Below are 26,009 nucleotides of genomic sequence, written 5' to 3'. Positions count from 1 at the left end.
GCCCACGCGTTCAGCGATGCGCCGACGGCTGGTTGGGGATGCCCTCGATCGGGCATTCCGGCGTACCCACGGTCGAGCGGGTGATCGCCTCCACCTTCTTGCGCGTGCCTTCCGGGTCGTTGATCCACTCGCCGTAGAAGCTGTAGGGGCAGGCGGCGACGCCGGTGGGTTCCTCACCGGAGTTGATCTTGCCGGTGTAGCCGCGGTGCAGCAGCTTGAAGAGGTGGTTCTGCGACTGCGCGTTCTTGCGGAAGTCGCGGATCAGACTGGTGGAGAGTTCGGCGTACTGGATGCCCATCTCCTCCTCGCCGCATTCGCCCAGCGTGCGGCCGTCGAAGCCGACGATGGCCGAGTGGCCGAAGTAGGAATACACGCCGTCGAAGCCGGTGGCGTTGGCCACGGCCACATAGCAGTTGTTCATCCATGCCATCGCCTTGGCCACCATCACCTGCTGGTCCTTGGCCGGGTACATGTAGCCCTGGCAGCGCACGATGAGTTCGGCGCCCTTCATCGCGCAGTCGCGCCAGATCTCCGGGTAGTTGCCGTCGTCGCAGATGATGAGGCTGATCTTCATGCCCTTGGGGCCGTCGGACACATAGGTGCAGTCGCCCGGATACCAGCCCTCGATCGGCACCCAGGGCATGATCTTGCGGTACTTCTGCACGATCTCGCCCTGGTCGTTCATCAGGATCAGCGTGTTGTAGGGCGCCTTGTCGGGGTGCTGCTCATGGCGCTCGCCGGTGAGCGAGAACACGCCCCACACTTTGGCCTTGCGGCAGGCGGCGGCGAAGATCTCGGTCTCCTCGCCCGGCACCGTGGCGGCGGTGTCGTACATCTCCTTGGGGTCGTACATGATCCCGTGGGTCGAATACTCGGGAAAGATCACCAGGTCCATGCCCGGCAGGCCCTGCTTCATGCCCACCACCATGTCGGCAATCTTGCGCGCGTTGTCCAGCACCTCGGCCTTGGTGTGCAGGCGCGGCATCTTGTAATTGACCACCGCAATGCCCACGCAATCGGCGCTGCTCGAAATATCTCCGTGTCTCATGGATTAGGTCTCCCGGTGAGGCGGGTTGCAAAGGATGTGGCCTCATTGTCGGGAGGGTGGTGCGCTGCACAAATACGTTGTTTGACGTATCGGGCGCAGGGCGGGACGACGCCGTTGAGAGATCTCGTGTCAGCTCGTCCAGGGGTTGAAGACCTCGACGGGCAGACCGGCGAAATCCTTGGTGTTGCGTGTCACCAGTACCAGATCGTGTTCCAGGGCGGTCGCTGCGAGCAGGCTGTCGATCGTGGGCAGCGGTCGTCCGGCTGCAGCGACCAGACGCCCCCAGCGATCGGCCACTGCGCCATTGACGTCGAGGATGCGCCCGGTGAAGAAGGTGGGGAGATCCGTTTCGAGCCAATCGATCAGCGTCTGCTTTCGAACTTCGTCACCCACGCCTTCAATGCCCTTGCGAATCTCGCCGAGCGTCAGCACAGAGAGATGCAGGGTGGTGGGCGGCCGCTGCGAAAACCAGGCGACCACGCCGGGGTCTGGAGACTTGCGCCGCAGTTCGGACAACACGTTGGTGTCGATCAGGTAGCTCAAAACAAGACCTCGCGCGTCAGGCTCTGCTCGCGTTCGAGGGCTATGTCGTCTGTTCCGAACAAGGGTGAGCGTCGCATGAAGTCCACCAGCGAGTCCTGCGCCTGTGACAACCGATCAAAAGTTTCGCGCGAGATCACCACTGCGACCGACTTGCCGTGCAGGGTGATGTCCTGGGGCTGGGTCTGGGCGCGCTTGACCAACTCCGACATGCGCGCCTTCGCTTCCTGCATCTGCCACGTCTGCATTGTGTTGCCCCTTTTTCTGACTAGTATGGTCAGATTTTAGTGGCGGTCCAATCAATACTCAAGTCGCGACGCAGGCGCTCTCCCGGCATGGTGGCCCCAGTAGAACCGCTCCGGCATCATCTTCCAGTATGCCCAAGGTCGGGGAGGCGGGTGCTCCCACCTTTTTGCAGATGGCTTGTTGGTCGTTGAATCACGCGCCGTTGAAGCGCTATCCGCCGGGGCGTCGTTTGCGTAGCGAGGCCTGGAGGTGCAGGAGGCGGTTGTCGGCCCGTGTGGACGGCCGCAAATACTTTCCCGTGATAGAAAACGCCCTCGACCTTTCGATCGATGGACCGGTGGACGGCATTTGCGTATTCTTCGTGCTCCATGCAATCTGACTCGACGAATATGGACGTAATTGAGCATTATCGGAGACTTCAAAGGCACTCCCAAGCCGTTCTGGAAGAGATGCTTGCCGATCAGGAGGCGGTGGAGGCGCTGACGAAGTCTCAAAACTACCTTCTGGACTACGACAGAATGAAGTCGGCCATTACGAACCGCCCCGAAGTCTCGGTTCTAAGTGCAGCGGTAAAGGAATACCAATTTGCACTCTTTGCCCTAGCTGCCGGACAGTATCGGCATGCTTTTGTTGGTCTCCGCCTCTTCTTTGAATTGATGCTAGTTACAATTCAGTTCTCTGCGCGCGAGATCGATTACAGAATGTGGGAGAGCGGCACTAAGGATATTAATTGGAGCGCTTTAAAGGATTCTCAGACTGGTATATTTTCTGCTGGCTTCATTAATGCATTCAATCCTCAGTTTTCGGAGAGCTCAAAGCAGTATTCTGCAATAGCTGAGGCTGTCTACAGAGAATGCTCTGAGTTTGTGCATGGTAACGCAGTTACTCATCTTTCACTTCCTGCTGAAATTGTCTTCGATCGCAATGCGTATTTTGCGTGGCATCAGAAGTCGGAGACTATGAGAGTGGTAATTACTTTTGCCTTTGCAGCAAGGTATATGAACTACATTGAGGTTGGTGCGATGGAGGCGATGGAGCCGGTAATATTGGATGCTATTGGACATTTGCCAGCTGTTCAAGCTGTTCTATCAAAGACCTTCGAGGAATAGAAATGCCGGATTTTTTCTTTCGAACTGAGGATATTCGTCCGGATGAAGTCCTCGACTATTTTGTGGAAACCAACAAAGATCGCCAGATCGTCGATGCACTGAAGAACAGAAATCCGACGATATTGATTGGTAGTCGTGGGGTCGGAAAATCTTTTCTGCTCAGGGTTGCTCAGAAAGAACTGCAAGACAATTTTGAGTCAGATCGTGTCTTTCCAGTCTATATAAGCTTTGTCAGAAGTTCATTGTTGATTTCGACCGATCCAGATCAGTTCAAACATTGGATGCTCGCACGGATATGCTCTTCAATCATTCGAGCTCTTAATAAAGCAGGGTTGCTTGGTGGCGTTCCGAAAAGCATTAATTTGCTTGCAGGAGGTCAGGTTTCTCCAACAGTCGGCATTACTAGAGTTGACAGAATCGCGGATGCATATGAGAACTCGTGGAAATTTCCCGAGTCTTCTGTTGATATTGATGGGTTGCCATCTATTGACGACTTTAAGGACTCTTTAGAGGACTTGGCCGATACTCTAAATATTCGTCGATTTGTTCTCTTTATTGATGAGGCTGCTCATATTTTCTTGCCCGAGCAGCAGCGACAGTTTTTCACGTTGTACCGCGATCTTCGGTCGCATTGCATAACGTGTAACGCTGCCGTCTATCCAGGGGTTACTAGCTTTGGAGAGACGTTCCAGCCGGTTCACGACGCTACGATGCTCTCAATTGATCGTGATGTCCTATCTTCGGACTACGTAGATAACATGCGAGAGATCGTCCAGAAGCAAGCAGATAGCAGTCTGCTCACTCAGATTGCTCAGTACGGTAAGAACTTCGCAATTCTTGCCTATGCAGCTACCGGAAATCCTCGACTCTTGCTGAAGACGCTTGCGCGCGCGCCGAAAGTAAACTCGCAACAGGTTAACGAAGCGATACGAGAGTTTTACCGAACCGAGATTTGGGCAGAGCACTCTACACTTTCGGAGAAGTACGCAGGGCACAAAGCCTTGATTGATTGGGGTAGGGATTTTATCGAGAGTACCGTTGTTCCGGATCTGAAGGGAAAGAATGACCAGTATCTTCTATCGGAGAGAGCAACCACCGCTTTCTTTTGGATACACCGGGACACGCCCGAAGTAGTTAAAGAGGCATTGCGGGTTCTTGCCTACACAGGAATCGTTGTAGAGCATGCGGTAGGGATTAAGGCAAGCCGCGGGGAGATCGGAAAGCGATATCTTGTCAACCTCGGATGCCTCTTTGCGCATGAAGTAGCGCCAACAAGTTCGGTGTTTGAGATCGCTAAGGCGCTAACGCCGAAAAGGATGACTGAGTACGGTGCAAACCATGGCTCCTATCGTCCTCTTACAGAGTCAACATCGATTAATATCAATCAAGGAATAGCTCTCGCGCTCATGGCTCAGCTTGACAAGCCAGCATATGTCCTAGATATCACGCCATGGCAGAAGGAAAAATTGGCCGAACTCGGGTTGAGCACGGTCCGGGATGTCTTGAATGCAACGGAGGAGAGGCTCAAAGAGGCGAACTACGTCGGTGATGTACGTGCTCGCCGCATGCGGAATGCCGCAGTTGCGGCAGTCCTTGAGTATCTGTCGGGTTAGCGTAGGGAACGGCCGCTCAGGCTGATGCTGGGCATGGGAAAGAACTCAGCCGAAACAGCGCCGCTGAGTTCCTGATCTTTCCCGGTCAGGCCAGCGAGCTGACCAGGGACCGTTGGCATGAGGATGAAACAATCTGGCTGACGCGGGAGAGGACAGCCGGGCAGTTCAAAGTGAGGGCAATCGTGAGCTGGTGCGCAATGTGGATGTCTAGAAGCCCGGCGATAGACCATTCTCTCTGGCTGCCACCGCATAAACTCAGTGCGGACGATCCAGTAACACCAGTGGGCGATTCGTATGCCGCGTGAGGTCGCGACGACGTCCTTCTTCGCCGGGGTGAACAACCGCCTGCATGCCAATCCTGTGGAGGATGGCTGCCTGGAGTTGTAGGCATTGAGAGTTCGAGTCGCGTGCTTGCGACGCATTCAATGACTAATCATCCACGGCCTCTTCGTCGGGAACGCCTTCGACCCATCCGCCGCCCTGACCGTCGACTTCGACGGCTTCCCGCTACAACACCCACACCCCGGTCCATGCTTGTGCCGCGCCCCATACTCCGCGCTGGTCATCGGCGCATGGGCCGCGCGTTCGTTGGTGGCATGCGCGCTGCGGGTGGCGCCGTCCATCGTGGCCAGCGTCGGCGCGCTGAGCATGACGCGGTAGGCCTCCGCGCCGCAGTGGGGGCAGGCGCAGGGTTCGTTGCGCTCGCTCATGGGGCGCAGGGCGGAGAAGTCGCCGCAGTCTTCGCAGAAGTATTCGTAGGTCGGCATGGTGGGCTCCCGGTGGCGGTGCCCGCCGCGCGGGCTGCGGCGGGCGTGCTGCGGTGGAATGGGCAGCGGTTGATGCGGGCTCAGCTCTTGTCGTAGGCGATGGGCATGTCGACCGCGCCGGTGATGAACTTGGTCGGCCCTTCGGCGGTGGGGTTGATGTCGAAGTCGAAGATCTCGGTGGGCAGCCACAGCGTGGCGCAGGCGTTGGGGATGTCGACCACGCCGCTGATGTGGCCCTGCACCGGCGCGGTGCCGAGGATGGAGTAGGCCTGGGCGCCGGAGTAGCCGAACTTCTTCAGGTATTCGATGGCGTTGAGGCAGGCCTGGCGGTAGGCGACGTGCACGTCCAGGTAGTGCTGCTTGCCCTGTTCGTCGACCGAGATGCCTTCGAAGATCACGTAGTCCTTGAACTGCGGGGTGATCGGGCTGGGCTTGAAGATCGGGTTCTTGATCGCGTACTTGGCCATGCCGCCCTTGATCAGGCTGACCTTCATGTGCACCCAGCCGGCCATTTCGATGGCGCCGCAGAAGGTGATTTCGCCGTCGCCTTGCGAGAAGTGCAGGTCGCCCACCGACAGGCCGGCGCCTTTCACATACACCGGGAAGAACACGCGCGCGCCGCGCGAGAGATCCTTGATGTCGCAGTTGCCGCCGTGTTCGCGCGGCGGCACGGTGCGGGCGCCTTCCATCGCGGCCTTGTCGCGCGCCTCCCCCTTCATCTTGCCCATGTGCGCGGTGGGGGCGCAGGGCGGGTTGGCCAGCGGCGGCACGCGGTCGGGCTGGGTGGCGATGAAGTCGACCTCGCGCTCGTTCCACATGTCGAGCATCTTCTGGTCGGGCAGGCAGCCGATCAGGCCCGGGTGGATGAGGCCGGCGAAGCGCACGCCGGGGATGTGGCGGCTCTTGGTGAACATGCCCTCGAAGTCCCAGATGGACTTCTGCGCGTGCGGAAAGTGCTCGGTGAGGAAGCCGCCGCCGTTGTTCTTGGAGAAGAAGCCGTTGAAGCCCCACAGGCTGTCGTCCTTGGCGCCGATGTCGAGCAGGTCGACCACCAGCAGGTCGCCGGGCTCGGCGCCTTCGACGCCCACCGGGCCGGACAGGAAGTGCACGGTGGACAGATCCACGTCGCGCACGTCGGCGGCGTCGTCGTCGTTCTTGATGGCGCCGCCGGTCCAGTCGTAGGTCTCGAGGACGAAGTCGTCGCCGGGCTTCACCCAGCACGCCATCGGGATGTCCGGGTGCCAGCGGTTGTGCACCATCTCGTTTTCGTACGGGGACTGCTTCAGATCGACCTTGATCAGCGTTTCAGGCATGGCACACCTCTATTTGGTGGGTTACACGGAGAGGAACTGCTTGATGTGGGCTTCGTCGGTGTCGGCGCGCGCGCTTTCATGGACGAGGCGTCCGCCTTCGATGACGAACAGGCGGTCGGCCACGTCCATCGCGAAGGAAAGGACCTGTTCGGACACGACGATGGTGATCTGGCGGATCTTGCGGATCTCGTTGAGCGCCTTCGCGATGTCCTTGATGATCGAGGGCTGGATGCCCTCGGTGGGTTCGTCGAGCAGCAGCACCTTGGGGTCGGTGACGAGCGCGCGGGCGATCGCCAGCTGCTGCTGCTGGCCGCCGGAGAGGTTGCCGCCCTTGCGCTTGCGCATGTCCCACAGCACCGGGAACAGCGCGTAGATCTCGTCGGGCACCTTCCTGACCTTGGCGTTCTCGAGGCCGGTGTGGATGTTTTCCTCGACGGTGAGGGTGGGGAAGATCATCCGCCCCTGCGGCACGTAGGCGATGCCCTTGGCCACGCGGCGAAAGCTCTCGTCCTTGCCGACTTCCTGGCCGTCGACCTCGACGCTGCCGGACCTGAGCGGCAGTACGCCCATCAGCGACTTGAACAGCGTGGTCTTGCCCATGCCGTTGCGGCCCATGATGGCGACGGCTTCATTGCGTTCGGCGGCGAACGAGATGCCGTGCAGCGCCTCGCTCTGGCCGTAGTTCACGACGAGGTTGGATACCTTGAGCATGGTGTTCTCCGGTGAGCCTCAGTGGCCCAGATAAACGTCGATGACCTTGGGATCGGACTGGACCTTGTCCATCGAGCCTTCGGCGAGGATCTTTCCCTGGTGCATCACCGTGACCTTGTGGGCGATGCGGGCGACGAAATCCATGTCGTGCTCGATGACGATCACCGACCGGTTCTGGCAGATGCGCTTGAGCAGGTCGGCGGTGAGCTCGCGTTCGCGGGCGCTCATGCCGGCGATGGGCTCGTCGAGCATCAGCAGCTCGGGGTCCTGCATCAGCAGCATGCCGATCTCCAGCCACTGCTTCTGGCCGTGCGACAGCAGGCCGGCCTCGAGGTCGAGGCGATCGGCGAGGCCGATCATCGCGGCCACTTCGTCGACCTTGGCCTGCACGGTGTCGTCGCACTTGAAGCCGAGCGCGCCGAACACGCCGCGGCCGCGCGGGTAGGACACCTCCAGGTTCTTGAACACGCTGAGGTTTTCGTAGATGGACGGGGTCTGGAACTTCCGCCCGATGCCGGCGCGCACGATCATGTGCTCGGGCAGCCGGGTCATCTCCTGGTTCTTGAACTTGATGCTGCCGGCCGAGGCCTTGGTCTTGCCGCAGATGAGGTCGAGCAGCGTGGTCTTGCCGGCGCCGTTGGGGCCGATGACCACGCGCAGTTCGCCGCTATCGACGTAGAGGTTGAGGCTGTCGATGGCCTTGAAGCCGTCGAAGGAGACCGTCAGGTCTTCCACGGCGAGGACGAAGTCGGTGTTGCTCATGATGGGTCTCCCTGTTCCGTCAGGCCGACTGGCTGCTGACCTTGGCGCCGAGGCGGATGTCGGTGCTCGGGCTGGTGGATGCGCTCGGGGCTGCGGAGGCCGGCTTGTGCGCGGGCGCCGGCTCGGCCGCCGGGGCCGGCGGCTCGCCGCCCGTGCCGGCCTGCGCCGGCACCTGCCTGCGGCGCGCCAGCCAGGGCTTGACGTGGCTTTCGTACAGGCCGGCCAGGCCGTTGGGGAAGGCCATGACCACGCCGATGAAGAGCGCCGCCATCAGGAACAGCCACAGGTCGGGGAAGGTCTCGGAGAAGTAGGTCTTGCCGAAATTGACCAGCAGCGCGCCATACACCGCGCCCACCAGGCTCATGCGCCCGCCCACCGCGGCGAAGATCACCATCTCGATCGAGGGCACGATGCCGACGAATGACGGCGACATGAAGCCGACCTGCAGCGTGAACATCGCGCCGCCGATGGCCGACAGCGCGGCCGCCAGGCAGAAGGCGAAGACCTTGAACATCGACACGTCGTAGCCGGAGAAGCGCACCCGGTCTTCCTTGTCGCGCATGGCCAGCAGCAGGGTGCCGAGCTTGCTGAGCTGGATCCAGCGGCACAGCAGGATGGCGCCGAGCAGCAGGGCGGCGGTGAGGAAGTACAGCAGGGTCTTGGCTTCGTCGCTGCGGATGTCCCAGCCGAGCAGGGTCTTGAGGTCGGTCATGCCGTTGACGCCACCGGTGTAGCCCTGCTGGCCGATGATGAGCACGGTGAGGATCAGCGCCACCGCCTGGGTGATGATGGCGAAATACACCCCGCCCACGCGGCGCTTGAACATCGCGTAGCTGACGATGAAGGCCAGCAGCACCGGCACCGCGATCACCGCGAACAGCGTGAAGGCGAAGGAGTTGAACGGCTCCCACCACAGCGGCAGTTCGGTGAGCTGGTTCCAGTCCATGAAGTCGGGGATGCCCGGCGTGGATTGGATCTTGGTGCTCTCCGGGTCGGACGCCTCGAGCTTCAGGAACATGGCCATGGCGTAGCCGCCGAGGCCGAAGAACACGCCCTGGCCCAGGCTCAGCACGCCGCCGTAGCCCCACAGCATGACGAGGCCGATGGCGACGAAGCCGTAGGTGAGGTACTTGCCCACCAGGTTCAGGCGGAAGGTGTCCATCGCCAGCGGGAACACCACCAGCAGCAGGACGGCGAGGATGGCGACGCTGGCAAGGCCGCTGCGTCCCAGCCAGGATTTGATTGCATCCATGATGAATCTCCGGTCTTGTATTCGGGGTTCGGTCGGACTTGGGCCTGCCATCGGCCCGCGCTTAGCGACGCACCTTGGAGGCGAACAGGCCTTGCGGGCGCAGCATCAGGATGGTCACGATCAGCAGCAGGGTGAGCACCTTGGCCATCGAGCCGGACAGGAAGAATTCCGAGATCGACTGCGTCTGCGCGATGCCGAAGGCCGAGACCACCGTGCCCCACAGGCTGGCCGCACCGCCGAAGGTCACCACCAGGAAGGCATCGACGATGTAGAGCGAGCCGCTGGTCGGCCCGGTCGAGCCGATGGTGGTGAAGGCCGCCCCGGCCACGCCGGCGATGCCGCAGCCGATGGCGAAGGTGACGCGGTCGGTGCGCGTGGTGTTGATGCCGACGGCGTTGGCCATGCTGCGGTTGGCGACCGTGGCGCGCACGCGCAGGCCCCAGCGCGACTTGTACAGCGCGAGCAGCACGCCGCCGGTGACGACGATGGTCAGCCCGAGCACGAACATGCCGTTGATCGGGATGTCGAGGCCTTCGGCCGGCGACCACGAGCCCATCAGCCAGTCGGGCAGGGTGGGGCTGACCTCCTTCGGCCCGATGATGGTGCGAAAGGCCTGCTGCATGCCCAGCGACAACCCCCAGGTGGCGAGCAGGGTGTCGAGCGGGCGCTTGTACAGGTGCCGGATCAGTGCCCATTCCGCCAGCCAGCCGAAGGCGAAGGCGACCAGGAAGGCGCACACGATGGCGAACGGGAAGTAGGCCTGGATCAGCCCCGGGGCGTAGGTCTCGGTGAGGCTGGAGAGCAGGAAGATGGTGTAGGCGCCGATGGTCATGAACTCGCCATGCGCCATGTTGATGACGCCCATCTGGCCGAAGATGATCGCCAGGCCGAGACCCATCAGCAGCAGCACCGCGAACAGGCTCAGGCCGGCAAACCCCTGCATCAGGGCGATGTTGTAGATTTCGTCGAACGTCATGACGGACCTCCGGGGGGTGGGCGGGACCCGGCCGTCGTGTGCGGCCGGAAACCGCCGCGGCGCGCGCCGCGGCGGCTGCGTGGCTTACTGGTAGCCCTTGGGGAAGGGGTCGGGAACGATCAGGTCGGGCGACTCCGCCACCACCTTGAAGGTGCCGTCGGCCTGGCCCTGGGCGATGCGGGCCTTGCTGTACAGGTGGTGGTTCTCGTGCACCTTCACGTAGCCCTCGGGCGCGGTCGGCAGCTCGATGCCGGGCGAGGCGGCGGCCACCTTGGCCACGTCGAAGCTGCCCGCCTTCTCGACCGCCGCCTTCCACAGCCAGGGGCCGAGGTAGGCGGCCTGGGTGACGTCGCCGATGACCGACTTCGGTCCGTAGGCCTTCTTGAAGGCCTCGACGAAGGCCTTGTTGTTGGCGTTGTCGAGGGTCTGGAAGTACTTCATCGAGGAGTAGAAGCCCTCGAAGTTTTCGCCGCCGATGCCCAGCATCTCGTCCTCGGTCACCGACAGCGTGAGCAGGAACTGCTTGGCGCCGGTGATGCCGGCGGCCTTCAACTGCTTGTAGAAGGCCACGTTCGAGCCGCCCACCACGGCCGCGAAGATGCAGTCGGGCTTGGCGATCTTGATCTTGTTGATCAGCGAGTTGAAGTTGGTGTTGCCGAGCGGGTAGTACTCCTCGCCGACGACCTTGCCGCCCTGGAAATTCTCGATGTGCTTACGCGCGATCTTCATCGAGGTGCGCGGCCAGATGTAGTCCGAGCCCACCAGGAAGACCTTCTGCGCGCCCTTTTCCTTCTTCGCCCAGTCGAGGCCGTAGAGGATCTGCTGGGTGGCTTCCTGGCCGGTGTAGATGACGTTCTTCGACTGCTCCAGGCCTTCGTAGAAGGTCGGGTAGTAGAGCAGGCCGTTTTCCTTCTCGAAGATCGGCAGCACCGCCTTGCGCGAGGCCGAGGTCCAGCAGCCGAACACGGTGGCGACCTTGTCATTCACCAGCAGCTTGCGCGACTTCTCGGCGAAGGTCGGCCAGTCGGAGGCGCCGTCTTCCTTGATCACCTTGATCTTGCGGCCGAGGATGCCGCCCATGGCGTTGATCTGGTCGATGGCGAGCTGTTCGGCCTGGATCGAGCCGGTCTCGGAGATGGCCATGGTGCCGGTGGCCGAGTGCAGCTGGCCGACGATGACTTCGGTGTCGGTCACGGCCAGGCCGGTGGTGTTGACCTGGGCGGTGGGCAGCGCGGCGGCGTGGCCCATGCGGGACATCGCCAGCGCGAGCGGGAGGGCGGCGGCACCGAGCATGAACGTGCGGCGCGAGGAGGAAGGCAGGTGCTCGGGAGGCAGGTGCTTGTCTGACATGGATCGCTCCTTGATGAGTGGGCTGCAACACGGATCTGGCGAGGCGGCGGGCCGGTCGGGCTGAATGCGCTGTCGTCTCGTTGCGGTGCACAAGCTATCCATCGGGGGCGAAACCGCGAATACGTCAAACGACGTATGGGGATGCGCAGGGGGTGTGGTTATCGTCTTGTGCGGCGCACAAGGGGCGCCGGGGATTGTCACGTCCAGGTCCGGGCGTGGTGCATGTACCGGTGGTGGTGCCCCGATCTGGTGCGTGCATGGTCGGGGAGGCGGCACGGACGGTGCGGCAGACGCTGCGGAATGCACCGTCCCGGGTGGGAATGCTTCTTGCTGAAGCACTCGGGTCGATCCTCCGCGCGCCTTGCCGCCCCCCTGCCGTGACCGCCCCCGCCACCCAGCGCATCATCCACATCCGCCGCGAGTACAACAGCTGGGTCGCCGACGAGACGCTGGAGGACTACGCGTTGCGCTACGCGCCGCGCAGCTTCCGCAAGTGGTCGTTCTCGCGCATCGCCCATACCGCGCTGGGCGCGGTGTCCTTCCTGGCGATGGAGGCGATCGGCGGCACGATCGCGCTCAACTGGGGCTTCACCAATGCCATGTGGGCGATCGGCCTGGTGGCGCTGGTGATCTTCCTCACCGGCCTGCCGATCAGCTACTACGCCGCGCGCGAGGCGGTGGACATGGACCTGCTCACGCGCGGCGCCGGCTTCGGCTACATCGGCTCGACCATCACCTCGCTGATCTACGCCTCCTTCACCTTCATCTTCTTCGCCATCGAGGCGGCGATCATGGCGCTGGCGCTGGAGCTATGGTTCGAGCTGCCGATCCTGTGGGGCTACCTGCTAAGTTCGCTGGCGGTGATCCCGCTGGTGACGCACGGCATCACCTGGATCAGCCGGCTGCAGGCGTGGACCCAGCCGGTGTTCGTGGTGCTGCTGCTGACGCCCTTCCTCGTCGTGCTGGTGCGCGAGCCGGAGCTGTACGCCACCTTCACCGAGTTCGGCGGCCGCCACGGTAACGAGTTCGACTGGCTGGCGGTGGGGGCGGGGTGCACGGTGGCCTTTGCGCTGATCGCGCAGATCGGCGAGCAGGTGGACTTCCTGCGCTTCCTGCCGCCGGCAGGGAAAAGGAACCGCGGCCGCTGGTGGGCCTCGGTGGTGGCGGCGGGGCCGGGCTGGATCATCCCCGGGGCGCTGAAGATGATCGGCGGCGCCTTCCTCGCCTTCCTCGCGCTGCAGGCGATGGTGCCGCCGGAGAAGGCGCTGCAGCCCACGCAGATGTATCTGGCCGGCTTCCAGCACGTGGTGGACGATCCGCGCGCGGCGATCGCGCTGGCCTGCATCTTCGTCATCATCTGCCAGGTCAAGATCAACGTGACCAACGCCTACGCCGGCTCGCTGGCGTGGTCCAACTTCTTCTCGCGCCTCACCCACAGCCATCCGGGGCGGGTGGTGTGGCTGATCTTCAACGTGCTGATCGCGCTCATGCTGATGCTGCTCGGCGTGTTCGAGGCGCTCGAGCATGTGCTCAGCGTGTACGCCAACGTGGCGGTGGCGTGGATCGGCGCGGTGGTGGCCGATCTGGTGGTGAACAAGCCGCTTGGGTTGTCACCGAAGCAGATCGAGTTCAAGCGCGCCTACCTGTACGACGTCAATCCGGTGGGGGTGGGGGCGATGCTGGCGGGCTCGGTGCTCGGCATCGTCGCCTTTGGCGGCCACCTGGGGCCGGTGGCGCAGGCCTTCGCGCCCTTCATCTCGCTGCTGACCGCTTTTGCGCTGGCGCCGCTGATCGCCTGGGGCACGCGCGGCCGCTTCTACCTGGCGCGGCCGCGCGAGACGCAATGGCGCGCGGCCGAGCCGCTGCGCTGCGTGGTGTGCGAGAACCACTTCGAGGCCGAGGACATGGCGCAGTGCCCGGCCTACGGCGGCGCCATCTGCTCGCTGTGCTGCACGCTGGAGGCGCGCTGCCGCGACCGCTGCAAGCCCGACGCCGGCCTGCTCAGCCGCCTCGCGCCGCTGCTGGCGGGCTGGATGCCGTCGTCGATGTCGGCGCGTGTGGCGCGGCGCGTCAGCCAGTTCGTGATGGTGTTCCTGGTGAGCTGCCTGGTGATCGCCTCGGTGGTGGCGCTGGTGTACCAGCAGGAGCTGATCGCTGCCGAGTCCGGCGCAACCGACCTGGGCCTGGCCTTCCTGCGCATCTTCGCGGTGCTGGTTCTGCTGGCGGCGGTGGGGGTGTGGTGGCTGGTGCTGGCCAATGAGAGCCGGCGGGTGGCGCAGGAGGAATCCGAGCGCCAGAACCAGCTGCTGCTGCGCGAGATCGAGGCCCACCGCGACACCGACGCCAAGCTGCAGCAGGCCAAGGAAGACGCCGAGGCCGCCAACGCGGCCAAGAGCCGCTATGTGCGCGGCATCAGCCACGAGCTGCGCACGCCGCTCAACACCATCCTCGGCTACTGCCAGATCATGCTGCGCGACACCGACCTGCCGCGCCGGCGGCGCGATGCCATCTCCACCATCCAGCGCAGCGGCGAGCATCTGCTCGGGCTGATCGACGGCCTGCTCGACATCGCCAGCATCGAGGCCGGCCGCCTGCAGTTCAACCGCGAGGAGATCCGCTTCGGGGAGTTCATCGCCCACATCGAGAAGATGTTCCGCCTCGAGGCGATGAAGAAGGGGCTCGACTTCCGTACCGACTTCAGCGGCAGCATGCCCGAGGTGGTGCAGGGCGACACCAGCCGCCTGCGCCAGATCCTGATCAACCTTCTCGCCAACGCCGTGCGCTACACCCGGCGCGGCGAGGTGCGGCTGAAGATCGCCTACCAGAGCGAGATTGCGGTGTTCGAGGTGTGCGACACCGGCTGCGGCATTCCGCAGCAAGACATGGAGCGCATCTTCCTGCCTTTCGAGCGCGGCACCGGTGCCGAGCCGGCGAGCGTGCCGGGTACCGGCCTGGGGCTGACCATCACGCGCCTGCTGGTCGAACTGGCCGGCGGCCAGCTCACGGTCACCAGCACGCCGGGCCGTGGCAGCGTGTTCCGCGTCAAGCTCTACCTGCCACGGGTGGCCAATCCCCGGCTGGCGCTGCGCCCCGAGCGCGACATCCGTGGCTATGCCGGCCGTCGCCAGCGCCTGCTGGTGGTGGACGACCAGCCCAGCCAGAGCCGGCTGATCGCCGACATGCTGCGACCGCGTGGTTTCATGGTGGAGACCTGCGAGGACCCCGGCGCGGCCCTGCAGCAGGTCGACACCTTCGCGCCGGACATCGTTTTTCTCGACGTCTCGATGCCGGTGGTCGATGGCTGGACCTTGAGCCGGCGCCTGCGCGACGCGGGCTACGAGCACCCGATCGTCATGGTGTCCGCCAACGCCTACGAGAACGTGCCCGGCCGCCGCAAGGCCGCCGGCTGCGACGACTTCATCGTCAAGCCGGTGCTGGAAACCGAACTCTTCGCCCGCCTCAATCGCTGGCTGGGGCTGGCGTGGATCTATGCGGATGCGTCGCCGGCGCCCGCTGCAGCCGATGCGCAGGCCGTGGCGCTGCCGACGGCCACTGTGCCGAGCGAGTCCGCGTCGGGCGCCGGGCTTGTCGTGGCGGTGCCGGACACGCCCGTCCCGCTTGCCGCCATCGATCGCGCCGCCCGGCAGGGCCTGCCCGATCTGTCCGGCCTGTCCGCCCGCATCCGTGCCGAGCTGCGCGACTTCGCCGACATCGGCCACCTGCAGGGCCTGGTCCGCCGGCTCGACGAGCTCGAGCTGTCGCACCCCGAACTGCAGGGGGTGCTGGCCGGCCTGCGCGACACCACGATGGCGCTGCGCTTCGACACCCTGATTCAACACCTGGATGGAGTTGCCGATGACTGTCCCGACGCCGCCGCCCGCTGAGCGCGCAGTGGTGCTGCTGATCGACGATGCACCCGACACCGTGCGCATGATCGCCGAGGCGCTCGACGATGCCGGCTACACGGTGCTGGTCGCCACCGATGGCGCCACTGCGCTGCAGCGGGTCGAGCGCGTGATCCCGGACGCGGTGCTGCTCGACGCCTGCATGCCGGGCATGGACGGCTTCGAGACCTGCCGCCGGCTCAAGCAGGCGCCGGGCATGCGCACCGTGCCGGTGATCTTCATGACCGGGCTGGCGGAGACCGAGCGCCTGGTCGAAGGACTGTCCGCCGGGGGCATCGACTACCTGGTCAAGCCGGTCGTGCCCGACGAGCTGGTCGCGCGCCTGCAGGCGCACCTGCGCGTGGCGCGCGAGATGAATGCGGCCATGCGCGACCGCGGCGAGGAGCTCGCGCCGGCTGCGGCGCTGCTGCCCAACCCGCTGACCCAGCGCGAGATGGACGTGCTCGAGTGGGTCGCGCGCGGCAAGACCAACCGCGACGTGGCGGAGATCCTGGGCATGAGCCCGCGCACCGTGAATAAGCACCTCGAACACATCTACGAGAAGCTCGGGGTGGAGACCCGCACCGCGGCCGTGGCGCAGTTCACGCGCCTCGCACGGCCCTGAACCGACGCTTGCGCCGTCTCGGGGCGAGGCGGTCGAGGTCGGCGATCGTGGTGGCGTCGGGCGGGCGGGACCGTCATCCGGGGGCGACTATCCGGAACGCTGATATTGGGTATCACCCGGGCGGGATCCAGACCGCGTCCCCGCCCTGCTAGTTTGGCGGCCGTGCGCAGTGACTTGCGCCGCAAAACCAGACCAGAGACAGGACCGGAGACACGAGACAATGACAAGAACCCGCCTCGCCCCGCTCGCCCTCGCCGGCGCGCTGGTGGCCGCACCCGCAGTAAGCCAGGCCGCGACCTGGAGCGACACCTTCATCGGCTACCGCTACGGCACCGACTTCCACGAGCCGACCAACACCAGGGACGTGGAAAAGCACGTCCTGCAGCTCACCCACGCCAGCGGCTATTCGGTCGGGCAGAACTTCGTGAACCTCGACGTCTTCCAGTCGGACAAGGCCGATCCGGCCAACGGCGGCGGCAGCGGCGCGACCGAGTTCTACCTGACCTATCGCCACCAGGTGCACCTGGGCAAGGCCTTCGACCGCAGCTTCGCGTTCGGTCCGGTCAAGGAAGTCGCGGTGACCGCCGGCTTCGACCTCAACACCAAGAACACCGCCTTCTCGCCGCGCAAGCGCCTGCTGGTCGTCGGCCCGACGCTGAAGTTCGACGTCCCCGGCTTCCTCGACCTCAGCCTGCTGCTCGGCAAGGAGTGGAACCGCTGCGGTCTCGATCCGGCGACGCCGGGCGGCTTCGATCCCTGCCCGAAGACCGAGGTCAGCTTCGACCCGCAATGGATCATCAGCGCCGCCTGGGGCATCCCCTTCAACGCCGGACCGGTACCGCTCAAGTTCCAGGGCTTCATCAACATCAACGGCGAGAAGGGCAAGGACTACGCCGGCGTGAAGACCCACACCGAGACCCTGATGCGCACTTCGCTGATGGTCGATGTCGGCCAGATGGCCGGAGGGAAGAAGAACACCTTCCTGATGGGCGTGGGCTACGAGTACTGGCGCAACAAGTTCGGCAACCACGCCTACGCCAATGGCGTCGAGAAGGCGGGCATCGACACCAACGCGCCGACCTTCCAGATGGAATGGCACTTCTGACCGATCCCGAAAAAGACGCGTGATCTGGCGTCAGAACGTTCACGCGCCGCAAGGCCGCGGGCCGGGCCGGGGTCGCCAACTTCAGGAGCGCCGAGGCGGAGGGCGTCGCGGGGGAGACAAGGCGACGCATGTTCGAGGCGCGCAGCGCCGAGTTTGCGTCGCCGCCCCCGCGGCGTCCTCCACCGAGGGCAGCCCGCAGCGCAGCGAAGGGCCGCGAGTGCAGGCGGCGACTGCGGTCCGGCCCCGCGGCCGATTCGAAGCCGCGCAAAGCTCACAGGTTCATCACTGTCACCGCGCGGGTATTCAGGTAGGCGTCCAGCGCCTCCGGGCCGCCCTCGGTGCCGTAGCCCGAATCCTTGACCCCGCCGAAGGGCATCTCGGCGCTCGGCGTCGCCGGCTGGTTGATGTACAGCATGCCGACCTGCAGCTCGTGGGCGAGCAGGTGGGCGTGTTTCAGCGAGTGGGTGAAGGCGTAGCCGGCCAGGCCGAAGGAGAGGCGGTTGGCCTCGGCGATCGCCTCGTCCATCGTGGTGAAGCCGCGGATCGCCGCCACCGGGCCGAAGGGCTCCTCGTTGAACACCTTCGCGTCCACCGGCACGTCGGTCAGCACCGTGGGCGCGAAGAAGTTGCCGGTGCTGCCGATGCGTTCGCCGCCGGCCGCCACCGTTGCGCCGCGCGCCACCGCGTCGGCGAGGAAGTCGTTCAGCGCCGCCACCCGGCGCGGGTTGGCGAGCGGGCCCATCTGCGTGCCCTCGGCCAGGCCGTCGCCGACCTTCATGCCGGCGGCGTGGCGCGCCATCGCGGCGGCGAACTCGGCGCGCACGCTCTCATGCACCAGGAAGCGGGTGGGCGAGATGCACACCTGGCCGGCGTTGCGGAACTTGGAGGCGGCCGAGACCTTGACCGCGAGCGCGAGGTCCGCGTCCTCGCACACGATCACCGGGGCGTGGCCGCCGAGCTCCATCGTCACCCGCTTCATGTGCTGGCCGGCGAGCGCGGCCAGCTGCTTGCCCACCGGGGTCGAGCCGGTGAAGGTGATCTTGCGGATCACCGGATGGGCGATCAGGTAGCTGGAGATCTCCGCCGGCGTGCCATAGACCAGGCCGATGACGCCCGCCGGCACGCCGGCGTCGACGAAGGCGCGCACCAGCGCGGCGGGAGCGGCCGGGGTTTCCTCGGCGGCCTTGACCAGGATCGAGCAGCCGGTGGCGAGCGCCGCAGCGGCCTTGCGCACCACCTGGTTGATCGGGAAGTTCCACGGCGTGAACGCGGCCACCGGGCCCACCGGGTCCTTGAGCACCATCTGCGTGGCGGCGAGGTTGCGCCCGGGGACGATGCGGCCATACACGCGCAGGCCCTCGTCGGCGAACCACTCGATGATGTCGGCCGCGGCCAGGGTCTCCATCTTCGCCTCGGGCAGCGGCTTGCCCTGCTCCTGGGTGAGCAGCGGCGCGATCTCGGCGGCGCGCTCGCGCATCAGCGCGGCGGCGCGGCGCATGATCTTCGCGCGCTCGATCGCCGGGGTCTTGCGCCAGGTCTCGAAGCCCTTCTGCGCGGCGGCGAGGGCGAGGTCGAGGTCGGCGATGCCGGCGTGGGCGACGCGGCCGATCTCGGCGTCGGTGGCGGGGTTGTAGACGGGCAGGGTGCGGCCGTCGAGCGCGTCGCGCCACTGGCCGTCGATCAGCAACCGGGTGTCGGGGTAACTCATCTTGTCGTCTCCGGTTCGGGGAGGGAAAAAGGGGAGGGGCCCCGATTCTTGGCCATCGGTGCGCAGGATGTCCACCACGCGGCGATGACGGGCGCCGGGCCGGCCCGTGCGCGCAGGGCGGCGGCCGGCCCGGTCCGCGATCGCGTTCAGCCGAGCTCGGTCGCGGTCAGCGTGTAGCGGAAGGCGTCCGGATCGAGGCTGTCGAAGCGCTCGCCGTTGGCCTCGCCCTGCGGGTACATCAGGAACGGGATCTCGCCGCCGCTGCTGTTGGGCAGCCTGAGGTCGTGGGCGTCGTTGTAGGCCAGCCAGTTCATCTCCCAGGCGCCGAACAGGCGCTTGCGCGCGGCGACCACCTTGGGGTCGATCATCGACAGATTGCCGGGGGGCTCCTCGAGCACGACCTTGCGCACGTCGGCCGGATCCACCGGCACCCAGCCGAAGCGCTCGAGGAAGACCTCGGCGCGGCAGTGCTGGGCCTTGGAGATGGTGCCGCTCTTGCCCAGGCTCTTGTAGCCGAAGCGCGAATCGGCGACGCGGATGCCGTACACGTCGCGCGCCGGCAAGCCGGCGGCGCGCGCCAGGCCGACGTAGAGCGCGTTGAGGTCGGCGCACTTGCCCGACAGGTTGCCGGTCTCGATCATCGTGCGGATGTCGCCGTTGCCGCAGCCGCGCACCTTGGGGTCGCGGAAGGTGTTGTCCACGATCCACTCGTAGATCGCGCGTGCCTTGTCCTCGTCGGTCTTCGCGCCGCGCACGATGTCGCGCGCGGTGTCGCGCACGATGCCGTCGGTGGGCAGCAGCGCGGTGGCGCGGGTGTAGAGCGCGCGCTGCTCGCGCGGCAGGCTCAGGCGCTCGGCGCTCGGGCTGGCGAAGTCGGTGGCGCGGTCGCGGGTGGCGAAGCGGCTGACCACTTCCAGCTCAGGCAGCGCGCCGCCCGGCGCCCACTCCGCGTACAGCATCTCGGCGCCCGAGGCGTCGCGCACCAGGGTCATGAAGTCGGCGTTGCCCTGCCACAGGTTGCCCATCGGGCGCTGCCAGTCGGCCTCGTTCATGGACGGCAGCGGCACCCAGACGCGGGTCGCGCCGTCGCCGGCGAGGGGCTCGATGCGGGTCTTGACCTCGAAGCGGCGCCAGCCGGAGTCCGGCGTGGGGGCGAACTCGACGGGGCCGGCCGCCGTGGGGGCGGGCGTGGCGAGGGGCGCGGGGGAATTGGCGCGGGCGAATGCGGGCAGCGCGAGGCTGGCCGCGGCCACGCCGGTGCGGATGAAGTTGCGGCGGTTCACAGGGATCTCCCGATCAACAAAGCCGCCCCGGTGCGGGATGCCGCCGGGGCTTAAGGGGTGGCCGGCGGGTCGTGCCGCCGGCGGCGGAGCGGGCGGAACCCGCGCCGTGGACGGCCGATGCAAAGGATCGGCACGCGTGTCCGGCGCGCATTGTCGGTCAATCCGGCGTGGCGGTGAAGCCGGCGCTGCCGTCCGCGCGCGATCTGCGTCCGGATGTTTCGGCGTGGGCAGTCGCGACGGCGCTGCGTACAATGGCGCTCATGAGTCTGCATGCTCCCGGACCGGTGCCTGCCTGTCCGGTCTGCCTCGACGCGGCGCCGCGCCCTTTCATGCATGTGGATGGGCGGGACTACTGGCGCTGCGATGCCTGCGAAGCCACCTTCGTGCCGCCCGCGCAGCGGCCGACGGTGGCCGTCGAGCGCGCGGAATACCTGCTCCATCGCAACGCTCCCGACGACCCCGGCTACCTGCGCTTCCTGGCCCGCCTGGCCGATCCGCTGCTGCAGCGCCTGCCCCCGGCGGCCGAAGGGCTGGACTACGGCTGCGGCCCCGGCCCGGCGCTGGCCGCGGTGCTGCGCGCGGCCGGCCACCGGGTCGCGCTCTACGACCCCCTGTTCGCGCCCGACACCGCGGCGCTCGCGCGCAGCTACGACTTCGTCACCTGCACCGAGGTCGTCGAGCATTTCCACGATCCCGCCGCCGAGTTCGTCCGCCTCGACGCCCTGCTGCGTCCCGGTGGCTGGCTGGGCGTGATGACCTGCTTCCAGACCGAGGACGCGCGCTTCGCCGGCTGGCACTACCGCCGCGATCCCACCCACGTGGTGTTCTATCGCGAGCGCACGTTCCGGCACATCGCGCAGCGTTTCGGCTGGCATTGCGAGGTGCCGTGCAAGGACGTGGTGCTGATGCACAAGCCGCCCCCCGCGCACGACTGCCGTCCGTGCGGGCCCTGATTCGCCCTCTCCGCTCCGGCCCTTTTCCCCCCGCCCCCCAACCCCAACGGGAAGCCCACATGAGCTACGAAACCATCCTCTACGACCTGCGCGACGGCATCGCCGAGATCCGCCTCAACCGTCCGCAGCGCCTCAATGCCGTCACCCGGCAGCTCTACGACGAGCTCAATGACGCGCTCACCCGCGCCGAGGCCGATCGCGACGCGCGCGTCGTGCTGATCACCGGCGAGGGCCGTGCCTTCTGCGTCGGCGCCGACCTCAAGGCGCACAAGGTCGGGCGCACCGCCTTCGACCGCCGCCAGTACCTCAAGGGCGAGCAGGATGCCTGCCACCGCCTGCTGCACATGAAGACGCCGGTGATCGCCGCGGTCAATGGCTATGCGCTTGGCGCTGGCGCCGAGATCGCGATCGCCTCCGACTTCATGCTCATGGCCGAGAGCGCGCAGATCGGCCTGCCCGAGATCTCGATCGGCAACTTCCTCGGCGGCGGCGTGACCTGGCTGCTGCCGCGCCTGGTCGGGCTGGCCAAGGCGCGCGAGCTGGTCTTCCTCGGCGAGCGCATCAAGGGCGAGGAGGCGGTGCGCATCGGCCTGGCCAACCGTGTGTTCCCCGACGAGGGCTTCCTCGATGCGGCGCGCGAGTTCGCGCTCAAGGTGGCGAGCAAGGCGCCGTTCTCGATGCAGCTCGCCAAGGAGCAGCTCAATCTGTCGGCCGAGCGCACGCTGGACGCCTGCCTCACCGCCGAGCTGGAAGGCATGATGTTCGTCGGCACGACCAAGGACTGGCAGGAAGGCGTGGATGCCTTCGCCGAGAAACGCGCACCCGTCTTCAAGGGGGAATGACACGATGACCGAGACCACGACCCAGGCCCCGACGCAGTCCACCTCCGCGACCGCCCACAAGAGCCCGCTGCACGACTTCCTCGCACCGGACTCGATCGCCATCGTCGGCGCTTCGGCCGACCCCACCAAGCGCGGCTACAAGGCCATGGTCGGCCTGATCAAGGGCAACTACCGCGGCCGTATCTATCCGCTCAACCCCAAGGTGCCCGAGATCCTCGGCGTGCCGACCTACGCCTCGCTCGACGACATTCCCGGCCCGGTCGATCTGGCGCTGATCTGCACCCCGGCCGCGACCCTGCCCGGGCTGCTGGCCGAGTGCGGACGCAAGGGCGTGAAGGGCGCGGTGATCCTCGCCAGCGGCTTCCGCGAGACCGGCCCCGAGGGCGCGAAGCTCGAGCAGCAGGTGCTGGACGCCGCGCGCGCCGGCGGTGTGCGCATCATCGGTCCCAACACCTCGGGCATGTTCAACCTGCACAAGAACGTGAACCTGCTCGACCTGCGCAACGTGAAGGCGGGCGACATCGGCTTCATCTCGCAGTCGGGCAACATGCTGCTGGCGCTGGTGCTGGAAGCCGAGCACAACGGCCACGTCGGCTTCTCGACCTACGTCGGCCCGGGCAACCAGACCGACATCGGCTTCAACGACTACCTGCGCTACCTCGGCGAGGACGAGAACACCCGCGTCGCCACCCTGTACGTGGAAGGCTTCCGCGACGGCCAGCGCTTCCTGCAGGCGGCGCGCGAGATCACGCCGGTGAAGCCGGTGGTGGTGTACAAGTCGGGCGCCACCGAGCTCGGCAAGAAGGCCGCCAGCTCGCACACCGGCGCGCTGGCCGGCAGCTACGAGATGACGGTCGACCTGCTGCGCCAGGTCGGGGTGACCGTGGTGCGCAACTCCGACCGCATCCTGCCGGTGGCCGAGGGCCTGGCGCTGCTGCAGCAGGCGCGCGGCCGGCGGGTGGCGGTGATCGCCGATGGCGGCGGCCAGGCCACGATCACCTCCGACCGCCTGTCGGACGCCGGGCTGGAACTGGCCGAGCTGTCCGAAGCCACGCGCAAGCGCCTGGCTGCGATCCTGTTCCCGCAGGCCTCGCTCGCCAACCCGATCGACGTCGCCGGCAGCTCGGACGCCGACCCCGAGGTGCTCGCGCGCTGCATGGAGATCGTCGCCGACGACGACAACGTGGATGCGGTCTTCCTGGTCGGCATGTTCGGCGGCTATCACACCCGCTTCGCCGAGTCCCTGCTCGGCGGCGAGATGCGCGCGGCCGAATCGATGATCGAACTCGCGCGCGCCTGCGGCAAGCCGCTGGTCATCTACAGCCTGTACGCGCCGGTCAAGCCGCCCGCGCTGCGCCGCCTGCACGAGGCCGGGCTGCCGGTGTACGCCTCCATCGAACATGCGGTGCGGGTGCTGGAGGCGCTGGCCGAGCGCGGCATCTACCTGCAGCACCAGCACGGCCAGCCGCTGCAGGCGAGCGTCACCCCGCTCGACAGCATGCAGGCCATGTTCGCGCGCGCGCAGAACGAGGGCCGCGACCTGTACGAATTCGAGGCCAAGACGCTGTTGCGCGAGCATGGCATCGCGGTGGCCGAGGAGCTCGTCGCCCACCACGTCGACGAGCTCGGCGCGGCGATCGACAGGTTCGGCCAGCAGCCGCTGGCGATGAAGGTGGTGTCGAAGGACATCCTGCACAAGTCGGACGCCGGCGGGGTCAAGCTCAACCTGGTGGGCGAGGCGGCACTGCGTACCGCCTACGACCAGATCATGACGAGCTGCCGCGCCTACGACGCCAAGGCCGACATCCGCGGCGTGCTGGTGACGCCGATGGCGAAAAAGGGCACCGAGGCCATCATCGGCGTGGTGCGCGACCCGATCTTCGGCCCGGTGCTGATGTTCGGCCTGGGCGGCATCTTCGTCGAGATCCTGGAAGACGTCGCCTTCCGCGCCATCCCGCTGTCGCGCCACGACGCCGAGCTGATGGTCGATCAGCTCAAGGGCCGCAAGATCCTCGCCGGCGTGCGCGGCGAGCGCCCGGTGGACAAAGCGGCCCTGGTCGACCTGCTGCTCAAGGTGTCGAGCATCGTCAGCGCGTATCCGCAGCTGTCCGAGCTCGACCTGAATCCGGTGATCGCCTATCCGGACGGATATGCGGTGGTGGATGCGCGCGTGATCACCAATCGGGCCATGGTGAACCTCTGAGTTGAATCAGGGCGGCCGGCGGGGCGCCGGTCGCTTGGCGCCGCAGCAACGAAAAACGCCCCGGCGCCCGCATCAACGCGGGGGCCGGGGCGTCGCTACGGCGCGGGCTTCGATCAGACGAAGCGGAACGACACGTTGCCGAGGTCCTGGAAGCGGACGTTGACGTTGTCACCCTTCTTGACCGGGATGGCTTCGGTGACGCCGCCGGTCATGATGAAGGTGCCGGCCGGGATTTCCTGGCCGCGCTTGCCGAGTTCGTTGGCCATCATCGCGATCGCGACCAGCGGGTTGCCGAGCACGGCGGCGCCGGCGGCCATCGACACGACTTCGCCGTTGATCTCGAGCACCACGCCCAGCGTCGGCAGGTCGAGCTCGCCGAGGTCGCGCATGTTGCCGCCGATCACGAAGCGGGCCGACGAGGTGTTGTCGGCGATCACGCTCTTGAGGTCGAACTTGAAGTCGCGATAGCGCGAGTCGATCACTTCGACGGCCGGCAGCACGAAGTCGATCGCCGCCATGACGTTGCCGATGTGGCAGCCGGGGCCGCGCAGCGGGGCCTTGGTGACGACGCAGATCTCGGCTTCGACCTTGGGGTGGATCAGCTCGTCGAACTTCACTTCGCCGCCGTCCGGCACCGACATGTAGTCGGCGATGAAACCGAACACCGGGGTCTCGACGCCCATCTGCTTCATCTTGGCGCGCGAGGTCAGGCCCGCCTTGAGGCCGGCGACCTTGTTGCCGCGGGCTTCCTTGCGGCGCTTGATCTCGTCCTGGATGGCGTAGGCGTCATCCCAGTCCATGTTGGGGTAGTCGTCGGTGATCTTGGTGACGTCGTACGCCTGCAGCTCGGCGTTTTCGAGGTGCTCGGCGAGCTTGGCGATGGTCGCCTGGTCGAGGGTGAGTGCCATGAGTACGGATTCCTTGTCAGATGAAACGGACCGACGTGCCGCCCAGGCCGCCGACGTTGCAGGTGAGGCTGTCGCCGGCGACGACCGGGACGAGCGGGGATTGCGAGCCGGAGAGGATGATCTCGCCGGCCTTGAGGCCGATGCCGAGGCGGCCGAGGGTGTTGGCCAGCCAGGCGATGGCGTTGACCGGCGAGCCCTGGACGGCGGCGCCGGTGGAGGTGCTGATGATGTCGCCGTTCTTGGACAGCACCATGCCGGCGAGCGCGAGGTCGAGCTGGCGCGGGCTCTTGCGCACGCCGCCGAGCACCAGCACGCCGCACGAGGCGTTGTCGGCCACGGTGTCCTGGATCTTGATCTTCCAATCCTTGATGCGCGAATCGACGATTTCGAAGCAGGGCACCACGCAATCGGTGGCGCGCAGCACGTCGGCCGCGGTCACGCCCGGCCCCATCAGGTCGTTCTTGAGGATGAAGGCGACTTCGGCTTCGGCCTTGGGGGCGATCATCGACGAGGCGACGATCGGCTCGCCTTCGTTGTAGACCATGTTCGACAGCAGCTGGCCGAAGTCGGGCTGGTTCACCTTCAGCATGTCCATGACGACCTTGCTGGTGACGCCGATCTTCTTGCCGACCACGGTGTGGCCGTCGTCGAGCTGGCGCTGGATCATGCGCAGCTGGATGGCGTACGCATCCTCGATGGTGATGTCGCTTTCGCGGTCGGTCAGCGGCGCGACCGGGGTCAGGGTCTTGAGCGCGGTGTACAGCTCGTCGCCGTAGTGGTTGATCTTGTTCTGGTCCATGTGGGGCTCTCT

Annotated in this window: 22 protein-coding genes; 8 read left to right on the top strand and 14 right to left on the bottom strand. The window is 65.9% G+C overall.

The features are described from left to right. Positions 1–10 precede the first annotated feature (10 nt). The 3 genes from CKCBHOJB_RS16635 to CKCBHOJB_RS16625 form a co-directional block, all read right to left on the bottom strand. Positions 11–1,048 carry an aliphatic amidase gene (locus tag CKCBHOJB_RS16635; protein ID WP_281049780.1) on the bottom strand — a complete coding sequence of 346 codons (1,038 nt, stop codon included), beginning with the start codon at positions 1,046–1,048 and terminating at the stop codon, positions 11–13. A gap of 129 nt (positions 1,049–1,177) precedes the next feature. Then, positions 1,178–1,591, bottom strand: coding sequence for a type II toxin-antitoxin system VapC family toxin (locus CKCBHOJB_RS16630; protein ID WP_270068596.1), 414 nt, complete (start codon positions 1,589–1,591; stop codon positions 1,178–1,180). Continuing rightward, positions 1,588–1,821 (bottom strand): type II toxin-antitoxin system prevent-host-death family antitoxin, encoded by a 234-nt coding sequence (locus tag CKCBHOJB_RS16625; protein ID WP_281049779.1) that lies wholly within the window; start codon positions 1,819–1,821, stop codon positions 1,588–1,590. Before CKCBHOJB_RS16625 ends, CKCBHOJB_RS16630 begins: the two co-directional genes overlap by 4 nt. 462 nt (positions 1,822–2,283) lie before the next feature. Here CKCBHOJB_RS16625 and CKCBHOJB_RS16620 point away from each other — a divergent pair, with 462 nt between their 5' ends. Both CKCBHOJB_RS16620 and CKCBHOJB_RS16615 read left to right on the top strand, forming a co-directional pair. Then, positions 2,284–2,943 (top strand): hypothetical protein, encoded by a 660-nt coding sequence (locus tag CKCBHOJB_RS16620; RefSeq protein ID WP_281049778.1) that lies wholly within the window; start codon positions 2,284–2,286, stop codon positions 2,941–2,943. A gap of 2 nt (positions 2,944–2,945) precedes the next feature. Then, positions 2,946–4,556 (top strand): hypothetical protein, encoded by a 1,611-nt coding sequence (locus tag CKCBHOJB_RS16615; protein WP_281049777.1) that lies wholly within the window; start codon positions 2,946–2,948, stop codon positions 4,554–4,556. A 422-nt stretch (positions 4,557–4,978) separates the two neighbouring features. Here the strand turns inward: CKCBHOJB_RS16615 and CKCBHOJB_RS16610 are convergent, their stop codons facing one another. The 7 genes from CKCBHOJB_RS16610 to urtA all read right to left on the bottom strand — a co-directional run bounded on the left by CKCBHOJB_RS16610 (position 4,979) and on the right by urtA (position 11,687). Next, entirely contained in the window at positions 4,979–5,323 is a 345-nt protein-coding gene (locus tag CKCBHOJB_RS16610) for a zinc ribbon domain-containing protein (RefSeq protein ID WP_281049776.1), read from the bottom strand. Positions 5,324–5,403: 80 nt separating this feature from the next. Continuing rightward, positions 5,404–6,636: a formamidase gene (fmdA, locus tag CKCBHOJB_RS16605; RefSeq protein WP_281049775.1), complete on the bottom strand. Its 1,233-nt coding sequence runs from the start codon at positions 6,634–6,636 to the stop codon at positions 5,404–5,406. A 21-nt stretch (positions 6,637–6,657) separates the two neighbouring features. Continuing rightward, positions 6,658–7,347: an urea ABC transporter ATP-binding subunit UrtE gene (urtE, locus tag CKCBHOJB_RS16600; protein WP_281049774.1), complete on the bottom strand. Its 690-nt coding sequence runs from the start codon at positions 7,345–7,347 to the stop codon at positions 6,658–6,660. 18 nt (positions 7,348–7,365) lie between these two features. Beyond that, a complete protein-coding gene (gene urtD, locus CKCBHOJB_RS16595) occupies positions 7,366–8,109 on the bottom strand; it encodes an urea ABC transporter ATP-binding protein UrtD (RefSeq protein ID WP_281049773.1) in 744 nt (247 codons plus the stop codon). Positions 8,110–8,128: 19 nt separating this feature from the next. Then, positions 8,129–9,361 (bottom strand): urea ABC transporter permease subunit UrtC, encoded by a 1,233-nt coding sequence (urtC, locus tag CKCBHOJB_RS16590; protein ID WP_281049772.1) that lies wholly within the window; start codon positions 9,359–9,361, stop codon positions 8,129–8,131. Between the two features lie 61 nt (positions 9,362–9,422). Further along, positions 9,423–10,337, bottom strand: coding sequence for an urea ABC transporter permease subunit UrtB (gene urtB / locus CKCBHOJB_RS16585; RefSeq protein ID WP_281049771.1), 915 nt, complete (start codon positions 10,335–10,337; stop codon positions 9,423–9,425). 84 nt (positions 10,338–10,421) lie between these two features. Continuing rightward, the gene (gene urtA / locus CKCBHOJB_RS16580; RefSeq protein WP_281049770.1) at positions 10,422–11,687 is read right to left on the bottom strand and encodes an urea ABC transporter substrate-binding protein; all 1,266 of its coding nucleotides are present in this window, start codon (positions 11,685–11,687) and stop codon (positions 10,422–10,424) included. A 377-nt stretch (positions 11,688–12,064) separates the two neighbouring features. On the opposite strand from urtA, the gene CKCBHOJB_RS16575 reads away from it, so the two are divergent. The 3 genes from CKCBHOJB_RS16575 (at position 12,065) to CKCBHOJB_RS16565 (ending at position 17,301) form a co-directional block, all read left to right on the top strand. Then, positions 12,065–15,571, top strand: coding sequence for an ATP-binding protein (locus tag CKCBHOJB_RS16575; protein ID WP_281049769.1), 3,507 nt, complete (start codon positions 12,065–12,067; stop codon positions 15,569–15,571). Continuing rightward, entirely contained in the window at positions 15,543–16,196 is a 654-nt protein-coding gene (locus tag CKCBHOJB_RS16570; RefSeq protein ID WP_281049768.1) for a response regulator, read from the top strand. The genes CKCBHOJB_RS16575 and CKCBHOJB_RS16570 overlap by 29 nt, the downstream gene beginning before the upstream one ends. 220 nt (positions 16,197–16,416) lie before the next feature. Further along, positions 16,417–17,301 carry a hypothetical protein gene (locus tag CKCBHOJB_RS16565; RefSeq protein WP_281049767.1) on the top strand — a complete coding sequence of 295 codons (885 nt, stop codon included), beginning with the start codon at positions 16,417–16,419 and terminating at the stop codon, positions 17,299–17,301. A gap of 271 nt (positions 17,302–17,572) precedes the next feature. On the opposite strand, the gene CKCBHOJB_RS16560 is transcribed toward CKCBHOJB_RS16565, so the two are convergent. After that, positions 17,573–19,009 carry an NAD-dependent succinate-semialdehyde dehydrogenase gene (locus CKCBHOJB_RS16560; RefSeq protein ID WP_281049766.1) on the bottom strand — a complete coding sequence of 479 codons (1,437 nt, stop codon included), beginning with the start codon at positions 19,007–19,009 and terminating at the stop codon, positions 17,573–17,575. A 146-nt stretch (positions 19,010–19,155) separates the two neighbouring features. Further along, positions 19,156–20,292: a transglutaminase domain-containing protein gene (locus CKCBHOJB_RS16555; protein WP_281049765.1), complete on the bottom strand. Its 1,137-nt coding sequence runs from the start codon at positions 20,290–20,292 to the stop codon at positions 19,156–19,158. A 260-nt stretch (positions 20,293–20,552) separates the two neighbouring features. Here CKCBHOJB_RS16555 and CKCBHOJB_RS16550 point away from each other — a divergent pair, with 260 nt between their 5' ends. The 3 genes from CKCBHOJB_RS16550 to CKCBHOJB_RS16540 are packed head-to-tail and all read left to right on the top strand — an operon-like array spanning position 20,553 to position 24,290. Next, positions 20,553–21,245 carry a class I SAM-dependent methyltransferase gene (locus tag CKCBHOJB_RS16550; protein WP_281049764.1) on the top strand — a complete coding sequence of 231 codons (693 nt, stop codon included), beginning with the start codon at positions 20,553–20,555 and terminating at the stop codon, positions 21,243–21,245. Positions 21,246–21,304: 59 nt separating this feature from the next. Continuing rightward, positions 21,305–22,087: an enoyl-CoA hydratase/isomerase family protein gene (locus CKCBHOJB_RS16545; RefSeq protein WP_281049763.1), complete on the top strand. Its 783-nt coding sequence runs from the start codon at positions 21,305–21,307 to the stop codon at positions 22,085–22,087. Between the two features lie 4 nt (positions 22,088–22,091). After that, entirely contained in the window at positions 22,092–24,290 is a 2,199-nt protein-coding gene (locus CKCBHOJB_RS16540; protein WP_281049762.1) for an acetate--CoA ligase, read from the top strand. Between the two features lie 113 nt (positions 24,291–24,403). Here the strand turns inward: CKCBHOJB_RS16540 and dmpH are convergent, their stop codons facing one another. Both dmpH and dmpE read right to left on the bottom strand, forming a co-directional pair. Then, positions 24,404–25,198 carry a 2-oxo-3-hexenedioate decarboxylase gene (gene dmpH / locus CKCBHOJB_RS16535; RefSeq protein ID WP_281049761.1) on the bottom strand — a complete coding sequence of 265 codons (795 nt, stop codon included), beginning with the start codon at positions 25,196–25,198 and terminating at the stop codon, positions 24,404–24,406. A gap of 16 nt (positions 25,199–25,214) precedes the next feature. Further along, positions 25,215–25,997 carry a 2-oxopent-4-enoate hydratase gene (gene dmpE, locus CKCBHOJB_RS16530; protein WP_281049760.1) on the bottom strand — a complete coding sequence of 261 codons (783 nt, stop codon included), beginning with the start codon at positions 25,995–25,997 and terminating at the stop codon, positions 25,215–25,217. Between the last annotated feature and the right edge of the window lie 12 nt (positions 25,998–26,009).

Origin of the sequence: Thauera sp. GDN1, from assembly GCF_029223545.1 — a bacterium.
Classification (GTDB): Bacteria; Pseudomonadota; Gammaproteobacteria; order Burkholderiales; family Rhodocyclaceae; genus Thauera.
Note: the sequence above shows the minus strand (reverse complement) of the source record. Positions and strands in the feature narration are given on the sequence as shown.

Bases quoted from the DNA above. Each gene is read 5' to 3' on its own strand.
- CKCBHOJB_RS16635 (WP_281049780.1), bottom strand. From the start codon at position 1,048: ATGAGACACGGAGATATTTCGAGCAGCGCCGATTGCGTGGGCATTGCG.
- CKCBHOJB_RS16625 (WP_281049779.1), bottom strand. From the start codon at position 1,821: ATGCAGGAAGCGAAGGCGCGCATGTCGGAGTTGGTCAAGCGCGCCCAG.
- CKCBHOJB_RS16620 (WP_281049778.1), top strand. From the start codon at position 2,284: ATGCTTGCCGATCAGGAGGCGGTGGAGGCGCTGACGAAGTCTCAAAAC.
- CKCBHOJB_RS16615 (WP_281049777.1), top strand. From the start codon at position 2,946: ATGCCGGATTTTTTCTTTCGAACTGAGGATATTCGTCCGGATGAAGTC.
- CKCBHOJB_RS16610 (WP_281049776.1), bottom strand. From the start codon at position 5,323: ATGCCGACCTACGAATACTTCTGCGAAGACTGCGGCGACTTCTCCGCC.
- fmdA (WP_281049775.1), bottom strand. From the start codon at position 6,636: ATGCCTGAAACGCTGATCAAGGTCGATCTGAAGCAGTCCCCGTACGAA.
- urtE (WP_281049774.1), bottom strand. From the start codon at position 7,347: ATGCTCAAGGTATCCAACCTCGTCGTGAACTACGGCCAGAGCGAGGCG.
- urtD (WP_281049773.1), bottom strand. From the start codon at position 8,109: ATGAGCAACACCGACTTCGTCCTCGCCGTGGAAGACCTGACGGTCTCC.
- urtC (WP_281049772.1), bottom strand. From the start codon at position 9,361: ATGGATGCAATCAAATCCTGGCTGGGACGCAGCGGCCTTGCCAGCGTC.
- urtB (WP_281049771.1), bottom strand. From the start codon at position 10,337: ATGACGTTCGACGAAATCTACAACATCGCCCTGATGCAGGGGTTTGCC.
- urtA (WP_281049770.1), bottom strand. From the start codon at position 11,687: ATGTCAGACAAGCACCTGCCTCCCGAGCACCTGCCTTCCTCCTCGCGC.
- CKCBHOJB_RS16570 (WP_281049768.1), top strand. From the start codon at position 15,543: ATGACTGTCCCGACGCCGCCGCCCGCTGAGCGCGCAGTGGTGCTGCTG.
- CKCBHOJB_RS16565 (WP_281049767.1), top strand. From the start codon at position 16,417: ATGACAAGAACCCGCCTCGCCCCGCTCGCCCTCGCCGGCGCGCTGGTG.
- CKCBHOJB_RS16560 (WP_281049766.1), bottom strand. From the start codon at position 19,009: ATGAGTTACCCCGACACCCGGTTGCTGATCGACGGCCAGTGGCGCGAC.
- CKCBHOJB_RS16550 (WP_281049764.1), top strand. From the start codon at position 20,553: ATGAGTCTGCATGCTCCCGGACCGGTGCCTGCCTGTCCGGTCTGCCTC.
- CKCBHOJB_RS16545 (WP_281049763.1), top strand. From the start codon at position 21,305: ATGAGCTACGAAACCATCCTCTACGACCTGCGCGACGGCATCGCCGAG.
- CKCBHOJB_RS16540 (WP_281049762.1), top strand. From the start codon at position 22,092: ATGACCGAGACCACGACCCAGGCCCCGACGCAGTCCACCTCCGCGACC.
- dmpH (WP_281049761.1), bottom strand. From the start codon at position 25,198: ATGGCACTCACCCTCGACCAGGCGACCATCGCCAAGCTCGCCGAGCAC.
- dmpE (WP_281049760.1), bottom strand. From the start codon at position 25,997: ATGGACCAGAACAAGATCAACCACTACGGCGACGAGCTGTACACCGCG.